Source organism: Sphingomonas sp. AC435, assembly GCF_979253005.1.
In genome coordinates this window covers 115,694-140,055 of the sequence record NZ_CEEDCJ010000004.1, presented here as the reverse complement: position 1 = coordinate 140,055, position 24,362 = coordinate 115,694, and the positions used below count along the sequence as shown (strand labels likewise).

Annotated in this window: 23 protein-coding genes; 11 read left to right on the top strand and 12 right to left on the bottom strand. The window is 67.2% G+C overall.

The window, feature by feature from the left end; translation table 11 throughout:
• Positions 1–52: 52 nt before the first annotated feature.
• Together AC0CH8_RS09675 and AC0CH8_RS09670 are read right to left on the bottom strand one after the other, a co-directional pair.
• Positions 53–595 carry a 2'-5' RNA ligase family protein gene (locus AC0CH8_RS09675; protein WP_465239705.1) on the bottom strand — a complete coding sequence of 181 codons (543 nt, stop codon included), beginning with the start codon at positions 593–595 and terminating at the stop codon, positions 53–55.
• Positions 592–2,511 carry a potassium transporter Kup gene (locus tag AC0CH8_RS09670; protein WP_465239704.1) on the bottom strand — a complete coding sequence of 640 codons (1,920 nt, stop codon included), beginning with the start codon at positions 2,509–2,511 and terminating at the stop codon, positions 592–594. The genes AC0CH8_RS09675 and AC0CH8_RS09670 overlap by 4 nt, the downstream gene beginning before the upstream one ends.
• A gap of 162 nt (positions 2,512–2,673) precedes the next feature.
• Here AC0CH8_RS09670 and ald point away from each other — a divergent pair, with 162 nt between their 5' ends.
• Positions 2,674–3,774 (top strand): alanine dehydrogenase, encoded by a 1,101-nt coding sequence (ald, locus tag AC0CH8_RS09665; RefSeq protein WP_465239703.1) that lies wholly within the window; start codon positions 2,674–2,676, stop codon positions 3,772–3,774.
• A 67-nt stretch (positions 3,775–3,841) separates the two neighbouring features.
• On the top strand, positions 3,842–4,060 hold the full coding sequence (locus tag AC0CH8_RS09660) for a DUF3072 domain-containing protein (protein WP_204200488.1): 219 nt from the start codon (positions 3,842–3,844) through the stop codon (positions 4,058–4,060).
• A 616-nt stretch (positions 4,061–4,676) separates the two neighbouring features.
• On the opposite strand, the gene ahpF is transcribed toward AC0CH8_RS09660, so the two are convergent.
• From ahpF to AC0CH8_RS09645, 3 genes are all read right to left on the bottom strand, one after another.
• Positions 4,677–6,257, bottom strand: coding sequence for an alkyl hydroperoxide reductase subunit F (gene ahpF, locus AC0CH8_RS09655; protein WP_465239702.1), 1,581 nt, complete (start codon positions 6,255–6,257; stop codon positions 4,677–4,679).
• 106 nt (positions 6,258–6,363) lie between these two features.
• The gene (gene ahpC / locus AC0CH8_RS09650; RefSeq protein WP_204200486.1) at positions 6,364–6,927 is read right to left on the bottom strand and encodes an alkyl hydroperoxide reductase subunit C; all 564 of its coding nucleotides are present in this window, start codon (positions 6,925–6,927) and stop codon (positions 6,364–6,366) included.
• A gap of 118 nt (positions 6,928–7,045) precedes the next feature.
• Complete coding sequence (locus AC0CH8_RS09645; RefSeq protein ID WP_465239701.1) at positions 7,046–9,658, bottom strand: M1 family metallopeptidase; 2,613 nt, start codon at positions 9,656–9,658, stop codon at positions 7,046–7,048.
• A 110-nt stretch (positions 9,659–9,768) separates the two neighbouring features.
• On the opposite strand from AC0CH8_RS09645, the gene AC0CH8_RS09640 reads away from it, so the two are divergent.
• From AC0CH8_RS09640 to AC0CH8_RS09620, 5 genes are read left to right on the top strand one after another with little or no spacing between them, the layout of a single operon-like run.
• Entirely contained in the window at positions 9,769–10,887 is a 1,119-nt protein-coding gene (locus AC0CH8_RS09640) for a hypothetical protein (protein ID WP_465239700.1), read from the top strand.
• Positions 10,887–12,083: a bifunctional phosphopantothenoylcysteine decarboxylase/phosphopantothenate--cysteine ligase CoaBC gene (coaBC, locus tag AC0CH8_RS09635; RefSeq protein WP_465239699.1), complete on the top strand. Its 1,197-nt coding sequence runs from the start codon at positions 10,887–10,889 to the stop codon at positions 12,081–12,083. Before AC0CH8_RS09640 ends, coaBC begins: the two co-directional genes overlap by 1 nt.
• A gap of 29 nt (positions 12,084–12,112) precedes the next feature.
• Complete coding sequence (gene dut / locus AC0CH8_RS09630; RefSeq protein ID WP_204200482.1) at positions 12,113–12,574, top strand: dUTP diphosphatase; 462 nt, start codon at positions 12,113–12,115, stop codon at positions 12,572–12,574.
• Positions 12,571–12,948 (top strand): hypothetical protein, encoded by a 378-nt coding sequence (locus AC0CH8_RS09625; protein WP_204200481.1) that lies wholly within the window; start codon positions 12,571–12,573, stop codon positions 12,946–12,948. The genes dut and AC0CH8_RS09625 overlap by 4 nt, the downstream gene beginning before the upstream one ends.
• The gene (locus AC0CH8_RS09620) at positions 12,945–13,703 is read left to right on the top strand and encodes a molybdopterin-synthase adenylyltransferase MoeB (protein WP_204200480.1); all 759 of its coding nucleotides are present in this window, start codon (positions 12,945–12,947) and stop codon (positions 13,701–13,703) included. The genes AC0CH8_RS09625 and AC0CH8_RS09620 overlap by 4 nt, the downstream gene beginning before the upstream one ends.
• An 18-nt stretch (positions 13,704–13,721) precedes the next feature.
• Here AC0CH8_RS09620 and galU read toward each other — a convergent pair whose 3' ends face one another.
• Positions 13,722–14,594 (bottom strand): UTP--glucose-1-phosphate uridylyltransferase GalU, encoded by an 873-nt coding sequence (gene galU, locus AC0CH8_RS09615; RefSeq protein WP_204200479.1) that lies wholly within the window; start codon positions 14,592–14,594, stop codon positions 13,722–13,724.
• Between the two features lie 127 nt (positions 14,595–14,721).
• On the opposite strand from galU, the gene wecB reads away from it, so the two are divergent.
• From wecB to AC0CH8_RS09595, 4 genes are all read left to right on the top strand, one after another.
• Positions 14,722–15,849 (top strand): non-hydrolyzing UDP-N-acetylglucosamine 2-epimerase, encoded by a 1,128-nt coding sequence (wecB, locus tag AC0CH8_RS09610; RefSeq protein ID WP_465239698.1) that lies wholly within the window; start codon positions 14,722–14,724, stop codon positions 15,847–15,849.
• Complete coding sequence (wecC, locus tag AC0CH8_RS09605) at positions 15,833–17,143, top strand: UDP-N-acetyl-D-mannosamine dehydrogenase (RefSeq protein WP_465239697.1); 1,311 nt, start codon at positions 15,833–15,835, stop codon at positions 17,141–17,143. Before wecB ends, wecC begins: the two co-directional genes overlap by 17 nt.
• A gap of 85 nt (positions 17,144–17,228) precedes the next feature.
• Positions 17,229–17,987, top strand: coding sequence for a metallophosphoesterase family protein (locus tag AC0CH8_RS09600; RefSeq protein ID WP_465239696.1), 759 nt, complete (start codon positions 17,229–17,231; stop codon positions 17,985–17,987).
• 192 nt (positions 17,988–18,179) lie between these two features.
• Positions 18,180–18,425 carry a hypothetical protein gene (locus AC0CH8_RS09595; protein WP_204200475.1) on the top strand — a complete coding sequence of 82 codons (246 nt, stop codon included), beginning with the start codon at positions 18,180–18,182 and terminating at the stop codon, positions 18,423–18,425.
• A gap of 560 nt (positions 18,426–18,985) precedes the next feature.
• Here the strand turns inward: AC0CH8_RS09595 and AC0CH8_RS09590 are convergent.
• The 6 genes from AC0CH8_RS09590 to ccmC all read right to left on the bottom strand — a co-directional run bounded on the left by AC0CH8_RS09590 (position 18,986) and on the right by ccmC (position 23,736).
• Positions 18,986–19,627 carry a tetratricopeptide repeat protein gene (locus AC0CH8_RS09590; RefSeq protein ID WP_465239695.1) on the bottom strand — a complete coding sequence of 214 codons (642 nt, stop codon included), beginning with the start codon at positions 19,625–19,627 and terminating at the stop codon, positions 18,986–18,988.
• Positions 19,624–20,028 (bottom strand): cytochrome c-type biogenesis protein, encoded by a 405-nt coding sequence (locus tag AC0CH8_RS09585; protein ID WP_465239694.1) that lies wholly within the window; start codon positions 20,026–20,028, stop codon positions 19,624–19,626. The genes AC0CH8_RS09590 and AC0CH8_RS09585 overlap by 4 nt, the downstream gene beginning before the upstream one ends.
• Positions 20,025–20,552: a redoxin family protein gene (locus AC0CH8_RS09580; RefSeq protein WP_465239693.1), complete on the bottom strand. Its 528-nt coding sequence runs from the start codon at positions 20,550–20,552 to the stop codon at positions 20,025–20,027. The genes AC0CH8_RS09585 and AC0CH8_RS09580 overlap by 4 nt, the downstream gene beginning before the upstream one ends.
• Positions 20,549–22,462: a heme lyase CcmF/NrfE family subunit gene (locus AC0CH8_RS09575; protein ID WP_465239692.1), complete on the bottom strand. Its 1,914-nt coding sequence runs from the start codon at positions 22,460–22,462 to the stop codon at positions 20,549–20,551. Before AC0CH8_RS09575 ends, AC0CH8_RS09580 begins: the two co-directional genes overlap by 4 nt.
• Positions 22,459–22,893, bottom strand: coding sequence for a cytochrome c maturation protein CcmE (gene ccmE / locus AC0CH8_RS09570; RefSeq protein WP_465239691.1), 435 nt, complete (start codon positions 22,891–22,893; stop codon positions 22,459–22,461). Before ccmE ends, AC0CH8_RS09575 begins: the two co-directional genes overlap by 4 nt.
• Before the next feature lie 117 nt (positions 22,894–23,010).
• On the bottom strand, positions 23,011–23,736 hold the full coding sequence (gene ccmC / locus AC0CH8_RS09565) for a heme ABC transporter permease CcmC (RefSeq protein ID WP_465239690.1): 726 nt from the start codon (positions 23,734–23,736) through the stop codon (positions 23,011–23,013).
• Positions 23,737–24,362 lie beyond the last annotated feature (626 nt).

The following is a 24,362-nucleotide window of genomic DNA, read 5'->3' as shown; positions in this document are numbered from 1 at the left end:
GCTGATAGGAGGGCTTCGGGAATCGGTCAAGCAGGTTTGGCGGGATTCCGCGTCATGCGAACATGTGGCGCGACAACGGCTCCCACGGGCCGCCGCGATACCACCACGTCGCCAGTCCCGCGAGTTCGACGGTGCGCGGCTTGAAGTCGCGGCCGAGGCGGTCGAGCAGCAGTTTCGCCACGGATGGCGTGACCTTGTTCTGGATCGTCACATGCGGACGCCAACCACCGGCATCCTGCGGCGTCAGCAGGCCGGCGAACGCCTCGACGAGGTCCGAGCGGATCGCGACCAGCGCCGGCGATTCGATGCGATAGGCGACGCCGCGGCCGAGCGACATCAGGCCGCCGACCCGCGCGTCGGGGGCGCGGACGCCGCGGGTCGCCTGCGACAGGCGATGCTTCAGTTCGTCCGCTGCGGAGGGCGGCAGGTGGTGAAACAGCGTGCAATGCGCGGCCAGCACGTTGCGTTCGGGCGGGAAGAACTCCGCCCGCTGCGCATCGAACCAGCCCTGATCGTTGCGGCCGAACAGCGCCGTGACGATGACCGGGGCGAGCCCCTCCCCGAGCGTGCCCGACGACACCGCGACCCGCGTCAAATCTCGACCTGGCTGCCGAGTTCGACGACGCGGTTCGTCGGCAGGCGGAAGAACTCCATCGCGCTTTCGGCATTTCGCAGCATCCACGCGAACAGCTTTTCGCGCCACAGCGCCATGCCCGGCCGTTCCGACGCGATCAGCGTCTGGCGCGACAGGAAGAAACTCGTTTCCATCATCCGGAACTCCGGCCCCACGCTGTGCGCGTGCTTGAGCGCGGCGGGCACGTTCGCCTCCTCCATGAAGCCGAATTTCAGGACCATGCGGTGGAAACCGTCGCCAAGATCGTCATGCTGCACCCGATCGGCCTCCGGCCAATAAGGCTGGCCCGCAATCGCCACGGTCAGCAGGATGATCCGCTCGTGCAGGACCTTGTTGTGCTTGAGGTTGTGGAGCAACGCGTGCGGAACGCCATCGGCCGTGGACGTCATGAACACCGCCGTGCCGGGCACCCGGCTGGCCGAGGTGGCGGCCGACGCGATGAACACCTTGATCGGCATCGCCGCCTCGCGCAGGCGCTCGATCATCAGCTTGCGGCCCTTCGACCACGTCGTGAGGAAGGTGAACACGATGAAACCGACCAGCAGCGGGAACCAGCCGCCGGCGGGAATCTTTGTCAGGTTCGCGCTGAGGTAGGCGCCGTCGACGATGAAGAACACGGTCAGCAACGGCACCGCGGCATAGGGCGGCCACTTCCACAGGCGGAACAGCACCACCGCGAGCAGGCAGGTGTCGATGAACATCGCCCCCGTCACCGCGATCCCGTACGCCGAGGTCAGCGCGGACGAGGTCCGGAAGCTCAGGACGAGCAGGATCACCATCACCATCAACAGCCAGTTGATGAGCGGGATATAGATCTGCCCCACGGTCGAGGCGCTGGTATGTTCGATCCGCAGACGGGGCATGAAGCCGAGCTGGATCGCCTGCTGCGTCACGGAGAACGCGCCCGAAATGACCGCTTGACTGGCGATGATCGCCGCCGCCGTCGCAAGGATGACGAGCGGCAGACGCAGCCCCTCCGGCGCGAGCATGTAGAACGGGCTCTCCAGCGCCGCCGCACCCTCGCGGAACAGCAAGGCACCCTGCCCCATATAGTTGAGCATCAGGGCCGGCAGCACGAACCACAGCCACGACAACCCGATCGGCCGCCGACCGAAATGGCCCATATCGGCGTACAGCGCCTCTGCCCCGGTCACCGCAAGCACGACGGAGCCGAGCGCCAGAAACGCCCGCAGGGGGTCCATCAGAAAAAACTCGACGGCGTAGTGCGGAGAGAATGCCCAGAGCACGCCCGGGTTCTGGATGACGCTGAGCGTGCCCAGCACCGAGATCGTGCCGAAATAGACGAGCATGATCGGCCCGAAATACAGGCCCACCCGCGACGTGCCGCCACGCTGGATCGAGAACAGGAAGATCAGGATCACGACGGCGATCGGCAGCACCAGCCCGGCGAACGCCGGCGCGGCAACCGCTACACCCTCGACCGCGGACAGCACCGACACGGCCGGCGTTATCATGCTGTCGCCGTAGAACAGCGCAGTCGCGAACACGCCGAGCAGGACGATGCCGTTGCTCCACCGTTTGACCTTGGTCTTGCCGGAGATCAGCGCGAGCAGCGCGAGGCTGCCCCCCTCTCCCTTGTTGTCGGCGCGCATGATGATGATGACGTATTTCACCGTCACCACGATCATCATCGACCAGAACATCAGGCTGAGGACGCCCATGATGTGTGCGGGATCGAGCGTCAGCGGGTGATGCCCCGCGAAGGTTTCCCGAAAAGCATACAGCGGGCTGGTGCCGATATCGCCGAAGACGATACCGATGGCACCCAGCGACAGCTTCAGCATGCCGTCACCGTGGTGATGGCCGCTGTCGCCCGACGACGGAGCCGACTCCGTCGCCACCTGCGTCGCGGTCACGGCCGCGACGCTCCATGTCGTGCGTTATCAGTACGATAGGGGCTATTCAGCCCGTCAACGCCCCTGTTCGTCATGCGGCTTCGCCTACACCCGTGCCGCGACGCGTGCAACGGCAGAGGCAGGCCGCTATACCCGGCGCAACAATCGAATAGGAGCGGTTCTGTGAAAATCGGTGTTCCCAAGGAAATCAAAAATCACGAATATCGCGTTGGACTGACGCCGCCGTCGGTGGCCGAGCTGGTGTCGGCGGGGCACGAGGTCGTAGTCGAGACGCAGGCTGGTGCCGGCATCGACTTCGAGGATGCCGACTACGAGGCGGTCGGCGCGACGATCCTGCCGGATGCAAAGTCGGTGTTTGCCGCCGCCGAGATGATCGTGAAGGTGAAGGAGCCGCAGGCGGTCGAGATCGCGATGCTGGAGCCGCACCACCTGCTGTTCACCTACCTCCATCTCGCCGCCGACAAGCCGCAGGCGGAGGGGCTGATGAAGTCCGGCGCGACGTGCATCGCATACGAGACGGTCACGGCGCAGGGCGGCGGTTTGCCGCTGCTGAAGCCGATGAGCGAGGTCGCGGGCCGGATGTCGGTGCAGGTCGGCGCGCATTATCTGGAGAAGGAACAGGGCGGTCGCGGCATCCTGCTCGGTGGCGTCCCCGGCGTCGCACCGGCGAAGGTCGCTATTCTGGGCGGCGGCGTGTCCGGCATCAATGCGGCGCAGATGGCGGTCGGGATGCGGGCGGACGTGACGATCTACGACCTGAACATGGCGCGATTGGCCGAGCTCGACATGTTCTTCTCCAGCCAGATCAAGACCGCTTACGCCAGCAAGGCGGCGATCGCCGCGGCGGTAAAGAACGCTCACCTCGTGATCGGCGCAGTGCTGGTGCCGGGTGCCGCCGCCCCCAAGCTGGTCACGCGCGAGATGCTGAAGACGATGAAGCGCGGCAGCGTGCTGGTCGATATCGCGATCGATCAGGGCGGCTGTTTCGAAACCTCGCACGCTACCACGCACGAGGACCCGGTGTTCGAGGTCGACGGCGTGATCCATTACTGCGTCGCCAACATGCCGGGTGCCGTCGCGCGGACCTCCGCCTTCGCGCTCAACAACGCGACGCTGCCGTTCGCGCTGAAGCTTGCCAATCTGGGAGCCGAGGCGGCGATGGCCGCCGACCCCCATCTGGCGGCTGGACTGAACGTATCGCAGGGCAAAATTCGCCATCAGGCGGTGGCCGAAGCGCTTGATCTGACGTTCGAACCGGCCTGAGTTTCGCACCGGCTCGACGGAACGAACACGGAACAGGGTTGTTGGTCGATCGCGAAAGGAATTCACGATGACCGACAACCCGAAATCCGAACCCTTCTCCAACGCAGAGAAGGACCCCGACGACTGGACGACCGGCGACGAGGCGATGACCGGCGCGCAGGCCAGCTATCTCAAGACGCTGTCCGAAGAGGCGCATGAAGAATTCGACGACACGCTGAGCAAGGCGGATGCGTCGAAGCGCATCGATGAGCTTCAGAGCAAGACCGGGCGCGGCAAGAACGACTGATCCTGTCTGCCGGCGTAGGTTCGGAATGTTTCGTTCCGGGCCTTCCCTTCCGTTCCGAGAGGTGTTGCGGAACCGGTCGAGGTGGTCTGAGGACGCCCGACCGGCCGCATCGCTGGCGCGTAGGCGACGTGGCCGGCTAGGAAAAAAGACTGCCGACGTTCAGAGCATTCGCTGGAGCCAACGATCTAGGCTTCACACCACTCACGCGGCACCACGCGCGGCGGCTGGTCGCCGAACCTCACCTGCTCATCGCTCCAGACATACCTTTCTGAAGAAACTGACGACGCCAGACCATCCGCTAGACAACGCTGATCCTACATATCGTCGTTCAACGATGCACCAAGACAGTGCGGCAACGTAGTTGTTCAGGGGCCACCGGGGGGCTTTGGACACGGAAGGTGAACGACCCTCAGAGCTTTTGGCCCGGCAGACAACGGGAAAGTTCGGGGTGACGGTGAGTGGAGTGCGACATGCACTCCAGACCGTGGATGTCGATCGGCCCGGAATCGTCGTGTCACGGCTTGCGCATGTCGGGGGACGCTTACCGAAACCCACTCCGTAAAGCCGCCCACCGCCCAACATGACGAGGGTTAGCTCGGCCGCGCCACGTCACCCCTCACGCAGCCGCCAGAACATCCTCGGGTGCCAGCCGGATCAGGTGGTCGAACGCCGACAGTGCCGCGGTCGATCCTGCCCCCATCGCCACGACGATCTGCTTGAACGGCTCCGTCGTCGCATCGCCCGCGGCGAAGATGCCCGGCCGCGAGGTATGCCCGCGATGGTCGATCTCGATCTCGCCGCGCGGCGACAACGCCAGCGCGTCGCCCAGCCATTCGGTGTTCGGCACCAGCCCGATCTGTACGAACACGCCCTCCAGCGCGACCTCGTGCAGTGTGTCGTGATTGCGATCGCGGTAGGTCAGGCCGGTCACCCGCTCGCCGTCGCCGGTGACTTCGGTCGTCAGTGCGGACGTGACGATCCGGACGTTCGGCAGACTGCCGAGTTTCCGCTGCAAAACCGCGTCGGCGCGCAGATCGGCGTCATATTCGATCAACGTCACGTGCGCGACGATGCCTGCCAGATCGATCGCCGCCTCGACGCCGGAATTGCCGCCACCGATCACCGCCACGCGCTTGCCCTTGAACAGCGGCCCGTCGCAATGCGGACAATATGCCACGCCCTTGTTCTTGTACGCGTCCTCACCCGGCACGCCCATCTGCCGCCAGCGCGCACCCGGCGACAGGATCACGGTTCGGCCCGATAGCGTCGCGCCGTTTTCCAGCGTCACCCGATGCAGCCCGCCGACCTCGGTCGCCGGCACCAGCGCCGTGGCGCGTTGCAGGTTCATGATATCGACGTCGTACTGGCGGACATGGCTCTCCAGATGCGCCGCCAGCTTCGGCCCTTCGGTATGTTGCACCGACACGAAGTTCTCGATCGCCATCGTGTCGAGCACCTGCCCGCCGAACCGTTCCGCCGCGATGCCGGTGCGGATGCCCTTGCGCGCCGCATAGATCGCCGCCGCCGCGCCGGCCGGACCACCACCGACGATCAGCACGTCGAACGGCTCCTTCTCCGCCAGCTTCGCCGCCGCCTTCGCGCTCGCGCCGGTGTCGAGCTTCGCGACGATCTGCTCCAGTTCCATCCGGCCCTGACCGAAGCTCTCCCCGTTCAGGAACACGGTCGGCACCGCCATCACCTTGCGATCCGCGACCTCGCTCTGGAACAGTGCGCCGTCGATCGCAGTGTGCGTGATGCGCGGGTTCAGCACCGCCATCAGGTTCAGCGCCTGCACCACGTCCGGGCAGTTCTGGCAGGTCAGCGAATAATATGTCTCGAACGCGTAATCGCCATCCAGCGCGCGCACCTGATTGAGCAGCTCCTGCGCCGCGCGCGACGGGTGGCCGCCGACCTGCAAAAGCGCCAGCACCAGCGACGTGAACTCATGCCCCATCGGCAGACCGGCGAACCGGACTGCGACGGCGGCGTCCGACGCCCGCCGGATCAAGAAGCTGGGTACGCGCTTGTCGTCGCCACGCACCACGGTGATCTCGTCGGACAGCACCGCGATCTCGTCGAGCAAGGCCGCCATGTCGCGGCTCTTGGCGTCGTCACCCGTGCTGGCGACCAGCTCGATCGGCTCGCGGATGTTGACCAGATAGGCCTTCAGCTGCTGCGTCAGATTGGCGTCGAGCATGGCGAAAACTCCGCTGTAAATTGAAACGACCCGGGGCGGAGGGGGTGCCCCGGGCCGTCATCCGGCCTCCCGTCGGGGGAGAGATGGAGACCGGAAACCGATATGCTTAGATCTTGCCGACGAGGTCGAGCGATGGGGCGAGCGTCTCTTCGCCCTCTTCCCACTTGGCGGGGCAGACCTCACCCGGATGTGCGGCGATGTACTGCGCAGCCTTGATCTTGCGCAGCAGTTCGGCGGCATTGCGGCCGACGCCCTCGGAGGTGACCTCGATCAGCTGGATCACGCCCTCCGGATCGATCACGAACGTGCCGCGATCGGCGAGGCCCTGACCTTCGCGCAGGATCTGGAAGCTGGTGCTGATGCTGTGGTTCTGATCGCCCAGCATATAATAATCGATCTTGCCGATCGCGGGCGAGCTGTCGTGCCACGCCTTGTGGCTGAAATGCGTGTCGGTCGACACGCTGTATACCTCGACACCCATTTTTTGCAGCGTCGGGTACACGTCGGCCAGATCCTCCAGCTCCGTCGGGCAGACGAACGTGAAATCGGCGGGGTAGAAGAAGAAGACCGCCCACTTGCCCGTCACGTCGGTGTCGCTGACGGTGACGAACTTGCCCTGGCGGTAGGCCTGGGTGGTGAACGGCTTCAGCTTGGTGCCGATGAGCGACATTGCGATGTCCTTTGTCAGATGAGAATTGCCACCCCCATGTAGGCATAAATGCTGCATCGCAAAATTGAGATTGCCGCAGGGCGTGATCGGCAGAAGCGATCACTCTGCGCTTTCTGATCTAACGTCCCGATGAAGCGATCCAGCGATCGACCTCCGGCAGCATCGTCTGCTTCAACCGCGCGCGCTGCCGGATACCCGCCTCCGCCTGATCGGCGAACCGTCGCGACCCTTCGGGAAAATTGCGCGCGGCGATGGCATGCAATTCGTCGGCGCGCGCTGCACTCGCCGAGCCCGACGCTACGGAAGGCAAGTATTGGAAGCGCTGGCGCAGGTCGAGATTGGGCGCCACCGCCGGCAACGTTGCCAGCGCATGCGTCCACGCAAGGTCGGGATGAACGCGCGCGACCTGCGCCACTAGCCGCGCCGCGCGCGCCGGCGGCGCCTCTCCACCGGTGGCGATCGTCAGCATCTCAGCCGCCAGCGCCGGGTCCCGTGCGCCTGCCATATACGCGTAGAGCGCCGCCTTGCGCTCCGGGTCCGCCTCCGCTTTCGCTGCACTGCGGAACATCGCGAACGTTGCCGCGTCCGCATTCCGCCCCGCCAGGATCAGCACCGGATCCACCAGCGCTGCGGGCAGGCTCGACCTGTCGCGCTGCCAGCCTGCGAAGCGACGCTTCGCCTCCGCCAGCACCGCCGGATCGTCGGCGCGACCCAGCGTGTAGATCAGCGCTTCGCGCAGGATCGCGTCGTTGGCGCTCTCGCCCGGCTTCGCGGTCCAGCCGAACCGCGCAAACGGTGCGGCGACGGTCGCCCGCACCCATCCCTGCCACGCCGCGTCACCGGGGGTGCCCGCCTCCAGACCGGTCGTTTCGCCGATCGCCGACAGCGCCTGCGTCCACGCCAGCGGATCGGCATCGGCGGGCAACGCGCGGGCCAGCTCCAGCGCACGCGCGGCCGGCCCCTTTCCCGCCTGTCCCAACGCCCAGGCATCGGACAACAACCCGATCTGGTCCGCCGCCGGCAGGCTCGGAAACGCCGCCAGGACGGGCGCATAGGCCGGCGCCCCATAGGAGACGCGCGCATATGCCGCCTGCCCTGCATTGAAAAGCGTCGGCGCAGCGGTCGGCAGCCGCGTGGTGGCGGCCGTCATCAACCACGGCTGGCCCGAGCCGCCGGCCAGCGGCCGGATCGTCAGCGGCAGGGTCCAGCGCCCTGCCGTCGCCGCCGGATCGAAGCTGAACCGGCCCTGCGACACCGGGCCACCTCCGGCGACATTCACCAGCGGCACGCCCGCCTGACCCAGAAAATCCGCCGCGATCGCCGCGACAGGCTGGCCGCTCGCCGCCTCGATGCTGGTCCAGAGGTCGTCGTTGACCGTGTTGCCGTAGGCGTGCGCAGCCATGTACGCCTGCACCCCGCGCTGGAACGACGCCGCGCCGACATACGCCTCCAGCATCCGGATCACCGCCTCGCCCTTGCCGTACGTGATGCCGTCGAACGCCTGATTGGCGGCGGGACCGCTCGCCACGTCCTGGATCACCGGATGGGTGCCGGGCAGCGCATCGAGCCGCATCGCTCCCGCGCGGTCGATCTGGCTTCCCAGCCACGGCTTCCATTCGGGATGGAAGCGCGCGGTCGCGGTCGTCGCCATCCAGCTCGCGAAACCCTCGTTAAGCCAAAGGTCGTTCCACCAGTCCATCGTCACCAGATTGCCGAACCACTGGTGCGCCATCTCGTGCGCGACGACGCCATAGATCTGCTGCCGCGCCGATTCCGTGATGCTGGCGGGATCGAGCAGCAACGCGTTCTCGAAAAAGAAGATCGCGCCCCAGTTCTCCATCGCGCTGAAGCTGCCCGATCCCGGCCCCGCGATCAGGTCCAGCTTGGCGATCGGGTACTCGGCCCCGAAATAGCTGTTGTAATAGGGCAGCAACTGCACCGCCGTGTCGAGCGCCTCCTGCCCGCGCGACGCGACGCCGCGGCGGGTGACGATCCCGACCTCGACCTTGCCGACCTTGCGCGACAATCGCTCCAGATCGCCGCTCGCGAAGAACAGCAGATAGGACGACATCTTCGGCGTCTTCGCGAACGTCACCCGCTTGCGCCCGCCCGGCAGCGTGACCTCCTTCGCGACCGGCGTGTTCGACAGCGCCAGATCGGTGGCGGGGACATCGGCCGTCAGCGTGTAGCTCGCCTTGCGCGCAGGCTCGTCCCACAAAGGCATGAAGCGGCGTGCGGCGGCCGGCTCGAACTTGGTGGCGATCATCCGCTTCTTCGTGCCAGCCGCATCGTCATAGTCGAGCGCGAAGAAGCCGGAGGTGAATTTGCTGATCGCGCCATGCCAGCGGATCGTGACGCGGTGCCTGCCGGGCGCGATCATGCCCGGCGCGGTCAGCGTCGCGGTCTCCGCCACCTTGTCGATCGCGATCGTCAGCGGCGTCTTGCCGTCCAGCGTCGCCGAATCCAGCACCAGATCGGCGGCGTTGACGACGATGCGCCCGGTCGTTGTCGCGACCTGCACGTCGGTGCCGACCTCGCCCGAAAAGCTCAGCGCCGCCGCGTCGGGCACGATCGCCACGTCGTAGTGCAGCGGCACCACGTCCGCCGGCAGCACCTGCCGCTCCGCTCCCACGGCCGGCATCGCCGCGACCAGCGCAAGACCGCACGCCATCACACCGCCCTTCATCACGCCGCCTGTCATCACACTGCCCGTCATCACCCAGCCGCGCATCGTTATCTCCCTGATCGCCAGTGGCTTGCCATGCGGGCAGTGCGGCGACAATCGCGAGCGCTCGCCAAAGCATTCGCCAGTCGCGAAATCCATGCTACCGCGCATCCGCCATGCGCCGTCGCCCGCTCGCCCCGCTGCTGCTCGCCCAACCGTCGCGCTTCGCCGGCTGGCCCCAGAATGCCGCGCGGATGATGCTGGCGGCTCTCGCCGCGCTGCTGCTGGCGGCGTTGGTGGCGATGGGCACTCCCAATCCGGATGTCGGCGCGCCGAGCGACGGCATGAGCGACGCGGTCCTGTATGGTACGATCGTCGACAATGTGCGTCACGGCGGCGACTACTACTCGGTGGCGGCCGATGCCCTGCGCTCCGGCAGCTACCCGCTCCGCCCGTTCGTCGCCTTTCGCCTGCCGACGCTGGCGGTCGTGGCGGGCGCGATGCCGGCGTTCGTCGTCACGGTGCTCTTGTGGATGCTGACGGTCGCGGTGGCGCTGGCCTGGTATGCCCGCCTCGCGCCTGCGCTGGCGCGGACGCCCGCCCGCGTCGCGGCGATGGTGCTGCTGCTCGCGGGCCTCGCCGCGGCGAGCGCGCCCGAACTCGCGATCTTCCACGAACTCTGGGCCGGGCTGCTGATCGCCCTGTCGCTGGCGCTGCATCGCCCCGCGGACCGGCCCGATCGCTGGATCGAGCCGGTCGCGATCGGCCTCGCCGCCGCGCTGATCCGCGAGACGGCGGCTTTGTACGTCGTCGTTATGCTCGTGCTTGCGGCCCGCGACGGTGCCCGGCGGGAAGCGATCGGGTGGGCGGCGGCGCTCGTCGTGCTCGCGGTCATTCTCGGTTTCCATGCGCAGGCGGTGGCGGAGGTCGTTCGCCCGCTCGATCCGGCATCGCCCGGCTGGGGCGCGTTGCTCGGCCTCGGCTTCGCGATCCGGGCGACGATCCTGTCGAGCGCCTTGCAGTTCGTTCCGCTCTGGCTCGCCGCGCCCTTCCTTGTGCTGGCACTCGCGGGCTGGTCGGCATGGCGGGAGCCGATCGCCGTTCGCGTGCAGGTGACGATCGCCGCCTACGCGATGGTGCTGGCGATCGTCGCGCGGGCGGACAATTATTATTGGGCGCTGCTGATCGCGCCGCTATCGGTCGTTGGGCTGATCTTCTCGGTCGACGCGCTGCGCGACCTGATCGCCGCCGCGCGCGACGGACGTCGCATCACCGTTACGCGGGTGGTACGCTGATGCGCATCCTGCTGATCGTCGGCGGTGGTATCGCCGCGTACAAGGCGTGCGAGTTGATCCGGCTGCTGCGCAAGCGTGGCCACAGCGTGCGGTGCGTCCTGACCGAGGGCGGCAGCCATTTCGTCACACCGATGACGCTCGCCGCGCTGTCGGAGGATCAGGTCTTCACCACCCTCTGGGACCTGAAGGACGAGGCCGAGATGGGCCACATCCAGCTCAGCCGCCAAGCCGACCTGATCGTCGTCGCCCCCGCCACCGCCGACCTGATCGCGCGGATGGCGGCGGGGCTATCGAACGATCTCGCCACCACGTTGCTGCTCGCGACCGACACGCCCGTGCTCTGCGCGCCCGCGATGAACGTCCGGATGTGGCAGCATGCCGCCACCGTCCGCAACGTGATGCAACTACGCGCGGACGGCATCACCGTCATGGACCCTGACGAAGGCGCAATGGCCTGCGGCGAGTACGGCCCCGGTCGCCTGCCGGAGCCTCAGGCGATCGTCGACGCGATCGAGGCCGCGAATCCCGCCGCACCGAAGCCGCTCACCGGCCGCCACGTCCTGGTCACCGCCGGACCGACGCACGAGCCGATCGACCCCGTTCGCTACATCGCCAACCGCTCCTCCGGCCGACAAGGCTTTGCGATCGCCGCCGCCCTCGCCCGCCGCGGTGCGCGCGTGACGCTCGTCGCCGGGCCGGTCGGCCTGCCCACGCCCGCCGGGGTGGACCGCGTCGACGTGCAGTCGGCGCTGGACATGGCCGCTGCGGTCGACGCCGCACTGCCCGTCGACGCCGCCGTGATGGTCGCCGCCGTTGCCGACTGGCGCGTCGCGACGCTGCCGCAGAAGCTCAAGAAGGGCGATGCCCCGCCCGCGCTGACGTTGGTCGAGAATCCGGATATCCTGGCCGGTCTGGCGTCTTCGTCGCAGCGGCCGGCGCTGCTGATCGGTTTCGCGGCGGAGACGGAGAACGTCCTCGAACACGCCATCGCCAAGCGGGTGCGCAAGCGCTGCGACTGGCTGGTCGCCAACGACGTCTCGACCGACGTCTTCGGTGGCGATTACAACAGCGTTCACCTCGTCACGGACGCCGGCGTGGAAAGCTGGACGCGCCTGCCGAAAGACGCGGTTGCGGCGCGGTTGGTCGACCGGATCGCGGAAAGCCTGACCGGAATACCGGCCCCAACCTTGTCCTGAAGCCCCCCAGACGTTACCTGTCGGGCGATATGACAACTGCGATCCGTATCGCGCTGAAGCGCTTGCCGCACGGCAGCGACCTCCCCCTCCCCGCCTATGCGACAGCCGGCGCAGTGGGCATGGACGTGGTCGCGGCGGAGGCGCTGACGCTCGCGCCGGGTGCGCGTGCCGCCGTCGCCACCGGCTTCGCCATCGCCATTCCCGCGGGCTACGAAGTGCAGGTCCGGCCCCGCTCCGGTCTCGCGCTGAAGCACGGAATCACATGTCTCAACACGCCCGGCACGATCGACGAGGATTATCGCGGCGAGGTGAAGGTGATCCTCGCCAATCTGGGCGATGAGCCGTTCCAGATCGCGCGCGGCGACCGCATCGCGCAGCTCGTACCCGCCGCCGTTCAACGGGCCGACATGATCGAGGTCGACGCGCTGGATGGAACGGCGCGCGGCTCGGGCGGGTTCGGCTCGACAGGCACAAGCGGACTGGCCGGATGATTGCGCTGGCGCTCCTGGCTCAGGCGGCAGCGACGACGCCCGCGCCCCCAGTACCGCCGCAGGACTGGACGGTCCTGCCGCCCTTCCCGCTGGTGCGTGCGGCGATCACGCCGGAGGCGACGGCCTATGTCCGTGGCGAAGTGGAGTCGGAACGCTGCCGCATCGCCACCTCACCGGCAGACGGTGTCCGCGTCGTCGCGCCGGTGGCGATCCTGATCGGCCCGGCCGGCGGCGTGCGTCAGGTCGTGCCCGCAGCGATCGGCTGCCCCACCGTCGAGCAATATACCGTCGGCTACGTGATCGCGCTGACCCGCACCGGCAGCGCCGCCTCGCGTCCCGGCTGGTACCGGCTGTCGGTCGCTTACCGCTGGTGACGCCACTCTCCGACGACGAACTCGCCCGCTATGCCCGCCACATCGTCCTGCGCGAGGTCGGTGGCAGCGGCCAGATGCGAATCAGGGCGGCGTCGGCGGCGATCGTCGGCTGCGGCGGGATCGGCTCGCCCGCGATCCAGTATCTTGCGGCGGCGGGCATCGGACGGCTGGTCCTGATCGATGACGACCGAGTCGATCTGTCGAACCTGCAACGGCAGACGATCTTCTCCGGCGGCGATCTCGGCCTGTCGAAGGCCGCTGCCGCCGCCCGTGCGGTCGCCGCGATCAACCCGCATGTCGATGTCGTGGTGCATGCCATCCGGCTCGACGCCGACAACGCGCGCGATGTGCTGGCTGACGTCGATGTGATCCTCGACGGGTGCGACAATTTCGCGACCCGGCTGCTCGTGGCGGACACCGCGCTTGCGCTGCGCACGCCCCTGGTGTCGGCGGCGGTCGGGCAGTTCGACGGGCAGTTGGGCGTGTTCCGCGGCTGGGAACCCGCCGCGCCCTGCTACCGCTGTTTCGTCGGCGATTCGCCCGACCGGGAGGGGGTGAGCTGTGCCGAACAGGGTGTGCTCGGCCCGGTCACCGGCGTCCTCGGCAGCCTCGCAGCGCTAGAGGTGCTGCGCGCCGTCGCCCCCTTCGGGGACGACCCGGCGGGCAACGTCATGTTGCTCGATTTCCTGTCGGGACGATTCCGTACGCTGCGCCTGCCGAAGGATCCCGCCTGCTCGGCGTGCTCCGGTATTTGACCGGAGCATGCCGAGGGCTCACCCCAGTTTGGTCTCGATGAACGAGCGAACCGCCGGCCCGATGTCGTCACGCGCGAGCGACAGCGCGACGTTCGCGCAGATATAGCCCGCCTTGTCGCCGCAGTCGTAACGCTCGCCGTCGAAGGTGAAACCGTGGAACGGCTGCTTGCCGATCAACTGCGCCATCGCGTCGGTCAGCTGGATCTCCCCACCCGCACCCTTCTCCTGCCCTTCGAGGATACGCATGACCTCGGGTTGCAGGATATAGCGGCCGGGGATCATCAGGTTCGACGGCGCAGTGCCTTTTGCCGGCTTCTCGACCAGCGCGCTTACCTCGACGGTACGATCGTCCACCCGCGCACCGGGAGAGATGATCCCGTATTTGTCGGTCTCGCTGTCCGCCACCTCCAGTGCACCGATGACGTTGCCGCCGACCCGAGCGTAAGCCTCCACCATCTGCTTCAGGAAGCCCGGCCGCCCGACCATCAGTTCGTCCGGAAGCAGCACCGCGAACGGCTCGTCGCCGACGATCTCTCGCGCGCACCATACGGCATGGCCCAGTCCCAGCGGCTCCTGCTGGCGGACGTACACGGGGGAGCCCGGCTTTTGCCGAATACCCTCCAGCACGCTGAGCGACTTGCCGCGCGCGCGCATCGTGTCCTCCAGCTCGTAGGAGATGTCGAAATGATCCTCCAGCGCGGACTTGTTGCGACCCGTGACGAAGATGATCTGGTCGATACCCGCCTCCAGCGCCTCTTCGACGGCATATTGGATCAGCGGCTTGTCGACGACGGTCAGCATCTCCTTCGGCATCGCCTTGGTCGCCGGCAGGAAGCGGGTGCCCAGCCCCGCGACCGGAAACACGGCCTTGCGCAACGGCTTGATCGTCATCGGTATTCGTCTCCCTTTGCCTGCTGACCACAGGCTCGTACCCTGCCACCTAAAGCCATGCGCGCCTCAATTGTTGCACGATGCGCGGTTAGCGTGATGGTAAACCCTGCGGCCGTAAAGCCGCGGCATGGCTCATACCATCCTCGTCGTGTTCGGCACGCGTCCCGAAGCGATCAAGCTATTTCCCGTCATCCGTGCCCTTGCGTCGATCGAGGGCCTGCGCGTGCGGACCTGTGTGACGGCGCAGCATCGCGGCCTGCTGGATCAGGTGCTGGCGATTGCCGGCCTGACGCCGGATCATGACCTCGACATCATGGAACCGGGGCAATCGCTCGACCGGCTGACGGCCAGGCTGCTGACCGGTATCGGCGAGACGATTGATGTGGAACGGCCCGATATGGTGCTGGTCCAGGGCGACACCGCGACCGCGATGGCGGGCGCCCTTGCCGCCTATTATCGTCGCATCCCGGTTGCGCATGTCGAAGCCGGGCTGCGTTCCGGCGATATCTATCACCCCTGGCCGGAGGAGGTGAACCGCCGCATCGTCGCACCGATCGCGCAGCACCACTTCGCCCCCACCCAGACCGCCGCCGACGCGCTGATACGGGAGGCGATCGATCCCACCAAGGTCCATGTCACCGGCAACACCGTCATCGACGCGCTGCACTGGACTCGCGACCGGATCGGCACCGAACCCGCCCTCGCCGACATGGTCGCCCCGGTGCTCGCCAAGATGGCCGGTCGGCGGATCGTGCTCGTCACCACCCATCGCCGCGAAAATTTCGGAGACGGCATGGCTGCGATCGCCCGTGCGATCGGCCGCATCGCCGAGCGACAGGATGTCGGCGTCATCTTTCCCGTACACCCCAACCCCAATGTCGTCGCCGTCATGGACGAGCTGCTGGGAGATCGTGCGAACGTCGCCCGTATCGCGCCGCTCGACTATCCCGGTTTCGTCGCCGTGCTCGCCGCGTCCGACATCGTGCTGACCGATTCGGGCGGTGTGCAGGAGGAGGCGCCCGCGCTGGGCAAGCCGGTACTGGTGATGCGCGAAACGACGGAGCGGCCGGAGGGCGTCGCCGCCGGCACCGCAAAGCTGATCGGCACCGACGAGGATCGCATCGTTTCCGAAGTCTTCACGCTTCTGGACGATAGCGACGCCCATGCCGTCATGGCCCGCGCCCACAACCCGTTCGGCGACGGTCACGCTTCGGCCCGGATCGGAAAGGTGATCGCCGATGGCTTCCGCCGCTGAACTCAACGTCGTCGTCATGGGGCTGGGCTATATCGGCCTGCCCACCGCGGCGGTGATCGCCCGTACCGGCGCGCAGGTGCTGGGCGTCGACGTGACTGCCTCGGTCGTGGAGACGGTCAACTCCGGGCGCGTCCATATCGAGGAGGTCGATCTCGATGGCCTCGTCTCGGGCGTGGTCTCCCGCGGCACGCTGCGCGCCGCGACCGAGGTCGCCCCCGCCGACGTGTTCGTCATCGCCGTGCCCACGCCGTTCGCCGCGGATCATCAGCCCGATATCGGCTACGTCCTGCAAGCGGCCACCAGCATCGCCGCGGTGTTGAAGGCGGGCGACACGATCATTCTCGAATCGACCTCGCCGGTCGGCACCACCGAGCAGGTTCGTGATCTGCTGGCCACGCTGCGCCCCGATCTGCGCGTGCCGGGCCGCGGCGGCAGCGGCGAGGGCGCGGACATCGCCATCGCCTATTGCCCCGAGCGCGTGCTCCCGGGCCGCATCCTCGTCGAACTGATCGACAACGACCGCGTCATCGGCGGCATCACGCCGCGCTGCGCCCGCAAGGCGCTGGGCTTCTATCGCCGCTTCGTGCGGGGGGCCTGCGTCACCACGACCGCTCGTGCGGCGGAGATGACGAAGCTGACGGAAAACGCATTCCGGGACGTCAACATCGCGTTCGCCAACGAACTCAGCCTCGTCGCCGATCGGCTGGGCGTCGACGTTTGGGAGGTGATCCGGCTTGCGAATCGCCATCCGCGCGTCAACATCCTGTCGCCGGGTCCGGGTGTCGGCGGTCATTGCATCGCAGTCGATCCGTGGTTCCTCGTCGCCGCCGCGCCGGACAGCACGCCGCTGATCCGCACCGCGCGGGAGGTCAACGACGGCAAGACCGATCACGTCATCGCCAAGGCGGCGGCGATGATCGACGCGATGCCGGGTGCATCGGTCGGCTGCATGGGCCTCGCGTTCAAAGCCAATATCGACGATTTCCGCGAGAGCCCGGCGCTGCGCGTCGCGAGCGCGCTGGCCGCCCGCTTCGGCGAACGGGTGCGCATCGTCGAACCCTATGCGGACGTGCTGCCCAAGGCGTTCGACGGCACTGGCGCTCGCCTGATCGACGTCGATACCGCGATCGAAACGTGCGACATCATGATCCTGTTGGTGGACCACGACCTGTTCCGCTCGATCCCGCTTCAGGAGCGTCAGGGCAAGGCGGTACTCGATACGCGCGGCATCTGGCCCGATCAGCCGCCCTACTCACCCGTGGCGACGCGACCGGAGCTGCGGCTGGCGAGTTGATCGCATTCATTGCGGCGCAACCTGCGAACGCGTAGGGCGACGACTCCTGCCGGCGGCGTCCCGCTGGCCATGTCCCTGAAAAGCGATGCTGCTCAAGTTTCTTAAACGGGCGACGCCCCCGCGGAGCGCGCCGACGATCCCGCCGGGCCAACGAGTCTATGCGATCGGTGATATTCACGGACGGCTGGATCTGCTCGAGCCCTTGCTCGACGCCATCGACGCGGACGACACTGCGCGCGGTCCCGCACGTACGACCTATGTCTTCCTTGGCGATCTGGTCGATCGCGGTCCGGATTCATGCGGCGTCGTCGAACGGATACGCCGACTTGCGGAGGAGAAGCCCGATGTGCGCCTCCTCGCTGGCAACCATGAGGAGATATTCCTCGGTGCGATCGGGGGCGAGGACAAGGCATTGCGGTTGTTCTGTCGCATCGGTGGTCGCGAGACGGCGATCAGCTACGGCATCGCGCCGCCGAACTACGAAGCGATGGACTATGATGAACTTGCCGAGGCGCTGGCGGATGTTGTGCCGCCGGGTCACCAGGCCTTGCTGGCGAGCGCGAGCGATATGGAGGTCATCGGTGATTATGCGTTCGTGCACGCCGGCGTTCACCCGGATCGCGCGCTGTCGGAGCAGCGCAGCAGCGACTTACGCTGGATTCGCAACCCCTTCCTCGATCATCGGGCCCCATTGGAGAAGATGATCGTCCACGGTCACACGGTTTCATCTACGGTAGAGTTCCTGCCGCATCGCATCGGCGTCGATACGGGCGCCTACGAATCCGGCCGGTTGAGCGCTCTGGGTCTGGAAGCCGAGCGAACATGGCATCTCGATACGATCTGATCGTCGCGGAATTGCTGCATTACGGCAGTTTGCTACTTTTTGTTCGCGATTTTTGCTGTAAGACAATCGCGACTGGAGTGTTGCATCGCCGCATCATGTGGTGACGTAAACGGGCCGGTCGGGTGGAACTGTTGCAAGGCCATTGGCTTTATGGCACTGCGCTGATCGACGGACATTTGAAGGGAGTTCTACATGGGTCTTGGTAAGTATCTCGCGGCTGCGGCCGCTGCGACGATGGTCGTTGCGCCTGCGGTTGCCGCTCCGGTGAACGCGGCTTCGAGCCTGTCGGTCGCCAAGTCGGCTCGCGCCGGTTCGGTTTCGGCCAAGAAGAACGAGCTGGCCGGTGGCGGCTTCATCGTTGCCGCTCTGGCCGCTGCTGCGGTCGTTGCCGGCATCGTGATCGTTGCTGACAGCGATGACGATTCGGACAGCAACTGAGCTGTTCTAGCTTCGGCTAAGGAAATAGCGGCCTTCGGGCCGCTATTTTTTTGCCTGCTGAATATGGCGCTGCACGCTCGTTGCGGGGTGCACGGGTTCCGGGGCAGCAGCCGGCCATAGCAAGGCGGCGCTGCCACCGCCGAGCTTCGGGCGTTGCGATGCGCTCGCGCTCTCTTATCGCCCAAACGTGACCTTCCGCTGAGGTGCTAGGGCAACATCGTTGGCGTGGAACTCGGTTGCGGCAACCGTGACGAATAGCGGTCGCCTGGCGCAGGTGTAGAAACTTACCCCGAGCGGGGGATGACGCAATCGGTCCTCGCGGTTCGGCCTCGGGTTGCGGGTTCAGGCGATGGCGTTGCTGTGACCATAGTGTCGGCGAGCCCGACAAAAACGCTATCGCTGCGGTTCTTATAAAACCAGTGGAGCGAACATGATGGAAGCGCTGCACCGCTTTCGGGACACTTCGCCTGCGCGGCCGGAGCGGCTAGCCGGTCACCATCAGACTACCTAAACCGCGTTCTCAACACTTGATGCCGGGGTCTTTACGGCCCTGTCGCGCGCTACTTAGTAGTACCCGCTGCCGCATCGATACTCAGCAATCGGTCCAGCAATGCCAGACGCTGGGCGATCGCCGTGCGATATGGCGCATCGGCGGGGGTCTTCGCCAGCGCCATCCGCCAGGAATCCCGAGCCGCGGGAAAGTCGTTGGAGCGAAGCTGTGCCACGCCAAGGAAGAAATAGGGTCCGGGATTCGCGGGCTCCAACTGCCTTGCGCGGGCGAAGGCGAAGCGGGATGCGGGCGACAATTGCCGGTCGTGCCGGGCCAACGCGTCGCCGAGCGCAGTCCACAACTGCACGCTCTTTGGCGACATACGGATGCCGCCGAGCAGCGCCTCCACCTCGTACCGCGGGTTACCACCGCGCGAGAGCGCGTCGGCCGCCGTCAGATACGCGCTGTCCGCTCCGTACCGGCCGAATATGTCGGTGCGCAGGTTGGCCAGCGCCTCGTCCACGACGAGCGAGTTGCGATCGGGCAAGACCGGCGACGCCGGAAGCGCGGGGCTGCCCTGCAAGGCATAGCCGGTCGCGCCGAGCATCAGCGCCGCGCCCACCATTGACCATAACAGCCGCGGCACGCGCAACGCGATCATCGCGCCGAACGCCGCCGCCGCCAGCACGACCAGTGCAATCCAGCCCATCATGCCCGCCGCCGCTTTCGGAAACTGCCGCGCGCGATCCACACACCTGCAAGCAGCAGCGCCACCGGGGCCAGCCACAGTGCCGCGGTTGCCGCACCGAACGGCGGATCGTAGCTGATGTAATCGCCGTAGCGGCCGATCAGCCAGTCGCGGATCGCCTCCGGTCGCTCGCCCGCACGGATACGCTGGCGGACCAGCGCGCGCATGTCGCCAGCCATCTGCGCGTCGCTGTCGGCGATCGACTGCCCCTGACAGACGACGCAGCGCAGCGTCTCCATCAGGCCGCGCGCCTGGGCTTCCTGCGCAGGATCGGCGAGCTGCGTGTCGGCGTACGTGGCGGGCGCGCTGGTCTGCGCAGCGACCGGTGCAGCGAACATCGCAGCCAGCAACAGGGCACGTTTCATCGGGCCGCTCGCCAGTCGGCGATCACCGCGTCGACCTGATCGGGGCGGATGTCGCCGATATACTGCTTCACGACGACGCCGCTGCCGTCGATCAGGAACGTCTCCGGCACGCCCGAGGAGCCGAGCGACAGCTGCACCGCACTCTGACGGTCGTCGCCGATCCGCGCATACGGATCGCCGTTCCGCGCGAGGAAGCCCTGCACGGCGCGGGCGGTGTCGCGCACCGCGATCGCGTCAATCGGCACGCCGGCTTGCTTGAGCTTCAACAGTTGCGGTGCTTCCGCGATGCACGGGATGCACCAGCTCGCGAAGACGTTGAGCAGTCGCGGCCCCTGCCCCCGCATCGCCGTCGAAGACAGGCCCGGCTTGCCGGGGACGGACGGCGCTAGGGTGAAGGCGGGCAGCGGCTTGCCCGCGAGCGCCGAGTGCACCGCGCGGTCGGCGGGGCGCATCAGCCCGCTGGCCACTACCGCGACGAGCAGGGCGAATGCCCCGAGCGGCAGCCACAACAGCCAGCGCCTCACGTCCACGCCTCCCACCGTCGCCGCCGCTTGCGCAGACGCCCAACTAGCGACAGCGCGCCGCCCATCGCGACGAGCACGCCGCCCGCCCAGATCAGGGTCACGAAAGGTTTCCACCACAGCCGCATCTGCCACCGGCCGGTCCCATCGGGCTGGCCGAGCACGGTGTAGAGCTGGCCATCGGGCACGGTCATGATCGCGGACTCGCTGGTCGTGGTCGGCGGATCGGAGAAGGTGCGGGACTGCGGATAGAGGCGGGTCACGTGGCCGTCGCGCTCGATGCTGAGCCGCGCCTGAAGTGCCGACCAATTGTCGGCGACGACAGGCGAGATACCGTCGAGCGTGACCTTGTACGGACCGACCCTCGTCGAGTCCCCGCCGCGCAGGGCGATCAGGCGTTCGACGGTGAAGGCGGAGTCGCACGCGATTCCCGCGAGGCTGACGGCGATGCCGAGATGCGCAACGACCATGCCCCAGGTGAATAGCGGCGTGCGGCGCAGGTCACGCCCCCACAAGGACGCGACGCTGGCCACCGCCAGCCCGGCGGCAAGGGAGAGGCCGAGCAGCGGCAGCACGCCGATCGGCATTGCGAAGACGACCAGCGCAGCGAAGGCGAAGGCGGTGACGCCGATCGGCCAGACTGCGCGGACGACCAGCGCCTGCGCATCGTCGCGTCGCCAGCGGACCAGCGGCCCGACCGCCATGACCACGATCAGGATCAATGCGAGCGGCCCCGCGGCCTTGTTGAAGAAGGGTGGCCCGACCGACAATTGCACGTCGAAGCCGGCCGCGACGATCGGGTACAGGGTGCCGATCAGGACGATGCCGAGGATCACCGACAGCAACAGATTGTTGGCGACGAGGCCCCCTTCGCGGCTGACCGGGTCGAAGGTCGTCCCCTGCCGCACGGTGCCGACCCGCGCCGCGAACAACGCCAGCGCGCCGCCGATGTAGAGTGCGAGCAGGACGAGGATAAACGCGCCGCGCCGCGGATCGACGGCGAAGGCGTGAACGCTGGTCAGGATGCCCGAGCGGACCAGGAACGTGCCGAGCATCGACATCGAGAACGCGACGACCGCCAGCATCACGGTCCACGCGCGAAGACCGTCGCGGGTCGCCAGCACCGTCACCGAATGGAGCAGCGCCGTCGCCGCCAGCCACGGCATCAGCGAGGCGTTCTCGACCGGGTCCCAGAACCACCAGCCGCCCCAGCCCAGTTCGTAATAGGCCCAATAGCTGCCGGCGGTGATGCCCAGCGTCAGGAATATCCACGCACCCAGCACCCACGGCCGCATCGCCCGCGCGAACTCGCGGCCGACATCGCGCGTGACGAGCGCGCCAACCGCGAACGAGAAGGCGACCGACAGCCCGACATAGCCGGCGTAGAGCGTCGGCGGGTGGAACGCGAGGCCGGGGTCCTGCAACAGCGGGTTGAGCCCTGCGCCGTCCACCGCCGCCGGGTTGAGCCGCGCGAACGGGTTGGAGGCGAACAACAGGAAGGCGTAGAAGCCGAGCGCGATCGCCGCCTGCGCACCGAGCGTCGCGATCAGCGTGCGTTCCGCCAGCGTCTTCTCGAACCACGCGACGGCGCCGCCGGCGAGGCCGAGGATGGTGACCCAAAGCAGCATCGACCCCTCGTGGTTACCCCACGCGCCGGCGACCTTGTAGATCCACGGCTTAGCCGAATGGCTGTTCTCGGCAACCAGCTTCACCGACATGTCGGATGTCTGAAACACGACGATCAGCGCCAGCATCGCCAGCGCCACGAGCCCGCCCTGCACCAGCGCGACCGGGCGGACGGTGGCGAGGACCGGCGCCTCGCCCCGACGCAGGCCGATCGCGGCCAGGGCAAGCTGCAAGGCAGCGAGCGCGGCGGCGAGCCACAGCGCAGCAAGGCCAGCCTCGGCGATCATTGTTCCAGCGTCTTCGTCTCGTGCATCTTGCCGGCCAGTTCGGGCGGCATGTATTTCTCGTCATGCTTCGCAAGCAGGTTGCCGGCCACGAACGATCCGTCACGCTGGAACTGGCCCTCCGCGACGACGCCCGATTTCTCGCGGAACAGGTCGGGGACGATGCCGGCATAGGTGACGGGCGTCGTCGCCTTGCCGTCGGTCACGACGAAATGGACGGTGACGCCGTCGGCGGCTCGCTTGACGGACCCGGCCTCGACCATCCCACCCAAACGGACCGCGCGGCCGAGGGGCAGGCCCTGTGCGGCGACATCGGACGGTGCGTAGAAGAACGCCGCCTGATCCCGCAATCCCGACAGCGCGAGCACCGCCGCCACCGCCACCGCGCCGAGCGCGAGCAGGATGAGCGTCAGCCGCTGATGCTTCGCCTTCATGGGCGCTTCTCCGCCGCGCGCATGGCGATGAACGACAACAGCGCCAGCACCGCCGCGCCGCCGAGCACCACCGCATAGGCCGCGGTCACGAAGGGCCAGGGATTCATGCCGCCGTCCTCATGCCCGCGCCATCCGGCGCATCCGCGCCTCCGCCTTGGCCAGCGCGAGCAACGTTCGCATCCGCATCAGCACGATCGCGCCGAACAGGCAGGTAAAGCCCACCAGCATGATCGGCAGCGGCCACAGGATCGATCCTGCGATCGTGGACTTGGTCAGGCCGATGCTCGGCCCCTGATGCAACGTGTTCCACCAGATCACGGAGTAGCGGATGATCGGCAGCAGCACGGTGCCGGCAATCCCGAACAGCGCGGGCAGTCGTCCGTCGCCGCCCCGCTCCGCATCGGCGCGGGCGAGCGCGATATAGGCGCAGTAGACGAAGAACAGCAGCAGCATCGACGTCAGCCGCCCGTCCCATTGCCAATAGGTACCCCAGGTCGGCCGTCCCCAGATCGCGCCGCTGACGAGGCACAGCGCCGCGAACAGCGCGCCCGGCACCGCAATGGCGCGTGCGGCGATCGCAGCGAGGGGATGCCGCCAGACGAGCAAGGCGATCGAGGACAGGGCGATGCCGGTCCAGCCGCCCATGCCCAGCCATGCGGTGGGTACGTGGATGTAGAGGATGCGGACGGTTTCGCCCTGAAGATAATCCGGCGGCGTCTGCGTCAGCCCGGCCCAGCAGCCGACCGCGATCAGCGCCACGCCCGCCCAGAACAGGATGGGCGTCAGCGGGCGCGCGATTCGAAGGAAGCGGGCGGGATTGGCGAAGGCGTGAAGCGTCGGCACTGAACGATCACTAATATGGTGAAAATTCCGCCTCGTCACGCACGAGTTGGGGATGCGGGCGGATTGCGGGGATTATCGGGTTCGGTCGTAGCGGTGTCGGCGATTGCTGCCCTGCGTGCAGTCGACGTGCGTCCGGCCGCCTTTGCGGGAGGCAGAGGTTTCTACGCGGTGACGAACCGTCCTCTGCTTGTGGGCTCTTCGAGAAACAGGGCCACTGCCGTTCACCAAAGCGCCACCCCGGCGAAGGCCGGGGTCCAGTCAGGCCAATGCTCGCGATCGGCTACCGCCCATATCCCAACTAGACCCCGGCCTCCGCCGGGGTGGGAGAAGAGGTTCCGCAACCTCACCTCATGAAGACCCAAGCTTTTGCTGAGGTGACGCTTGGGGCTGCAGTTAGGTAGGCGGGCGGGCGGCAAAGAGGCCTGATGCGCTCCACCGTTGCCCGCGGGTGCATGAAACATGTAAACACCCAGTCGCCCGACTACCCAACTACACCCCACCGGCGGCGACAGCGGCACCGGTCGCGTGGCCACCCACGGCCCAATCCGTCACCCCAGCGAACGCTGGGGTCTCGTGGTGCTGAAACCGGCCCCTTCTCGACGTGGAGCCCCCAGCTTTTGCTTGGG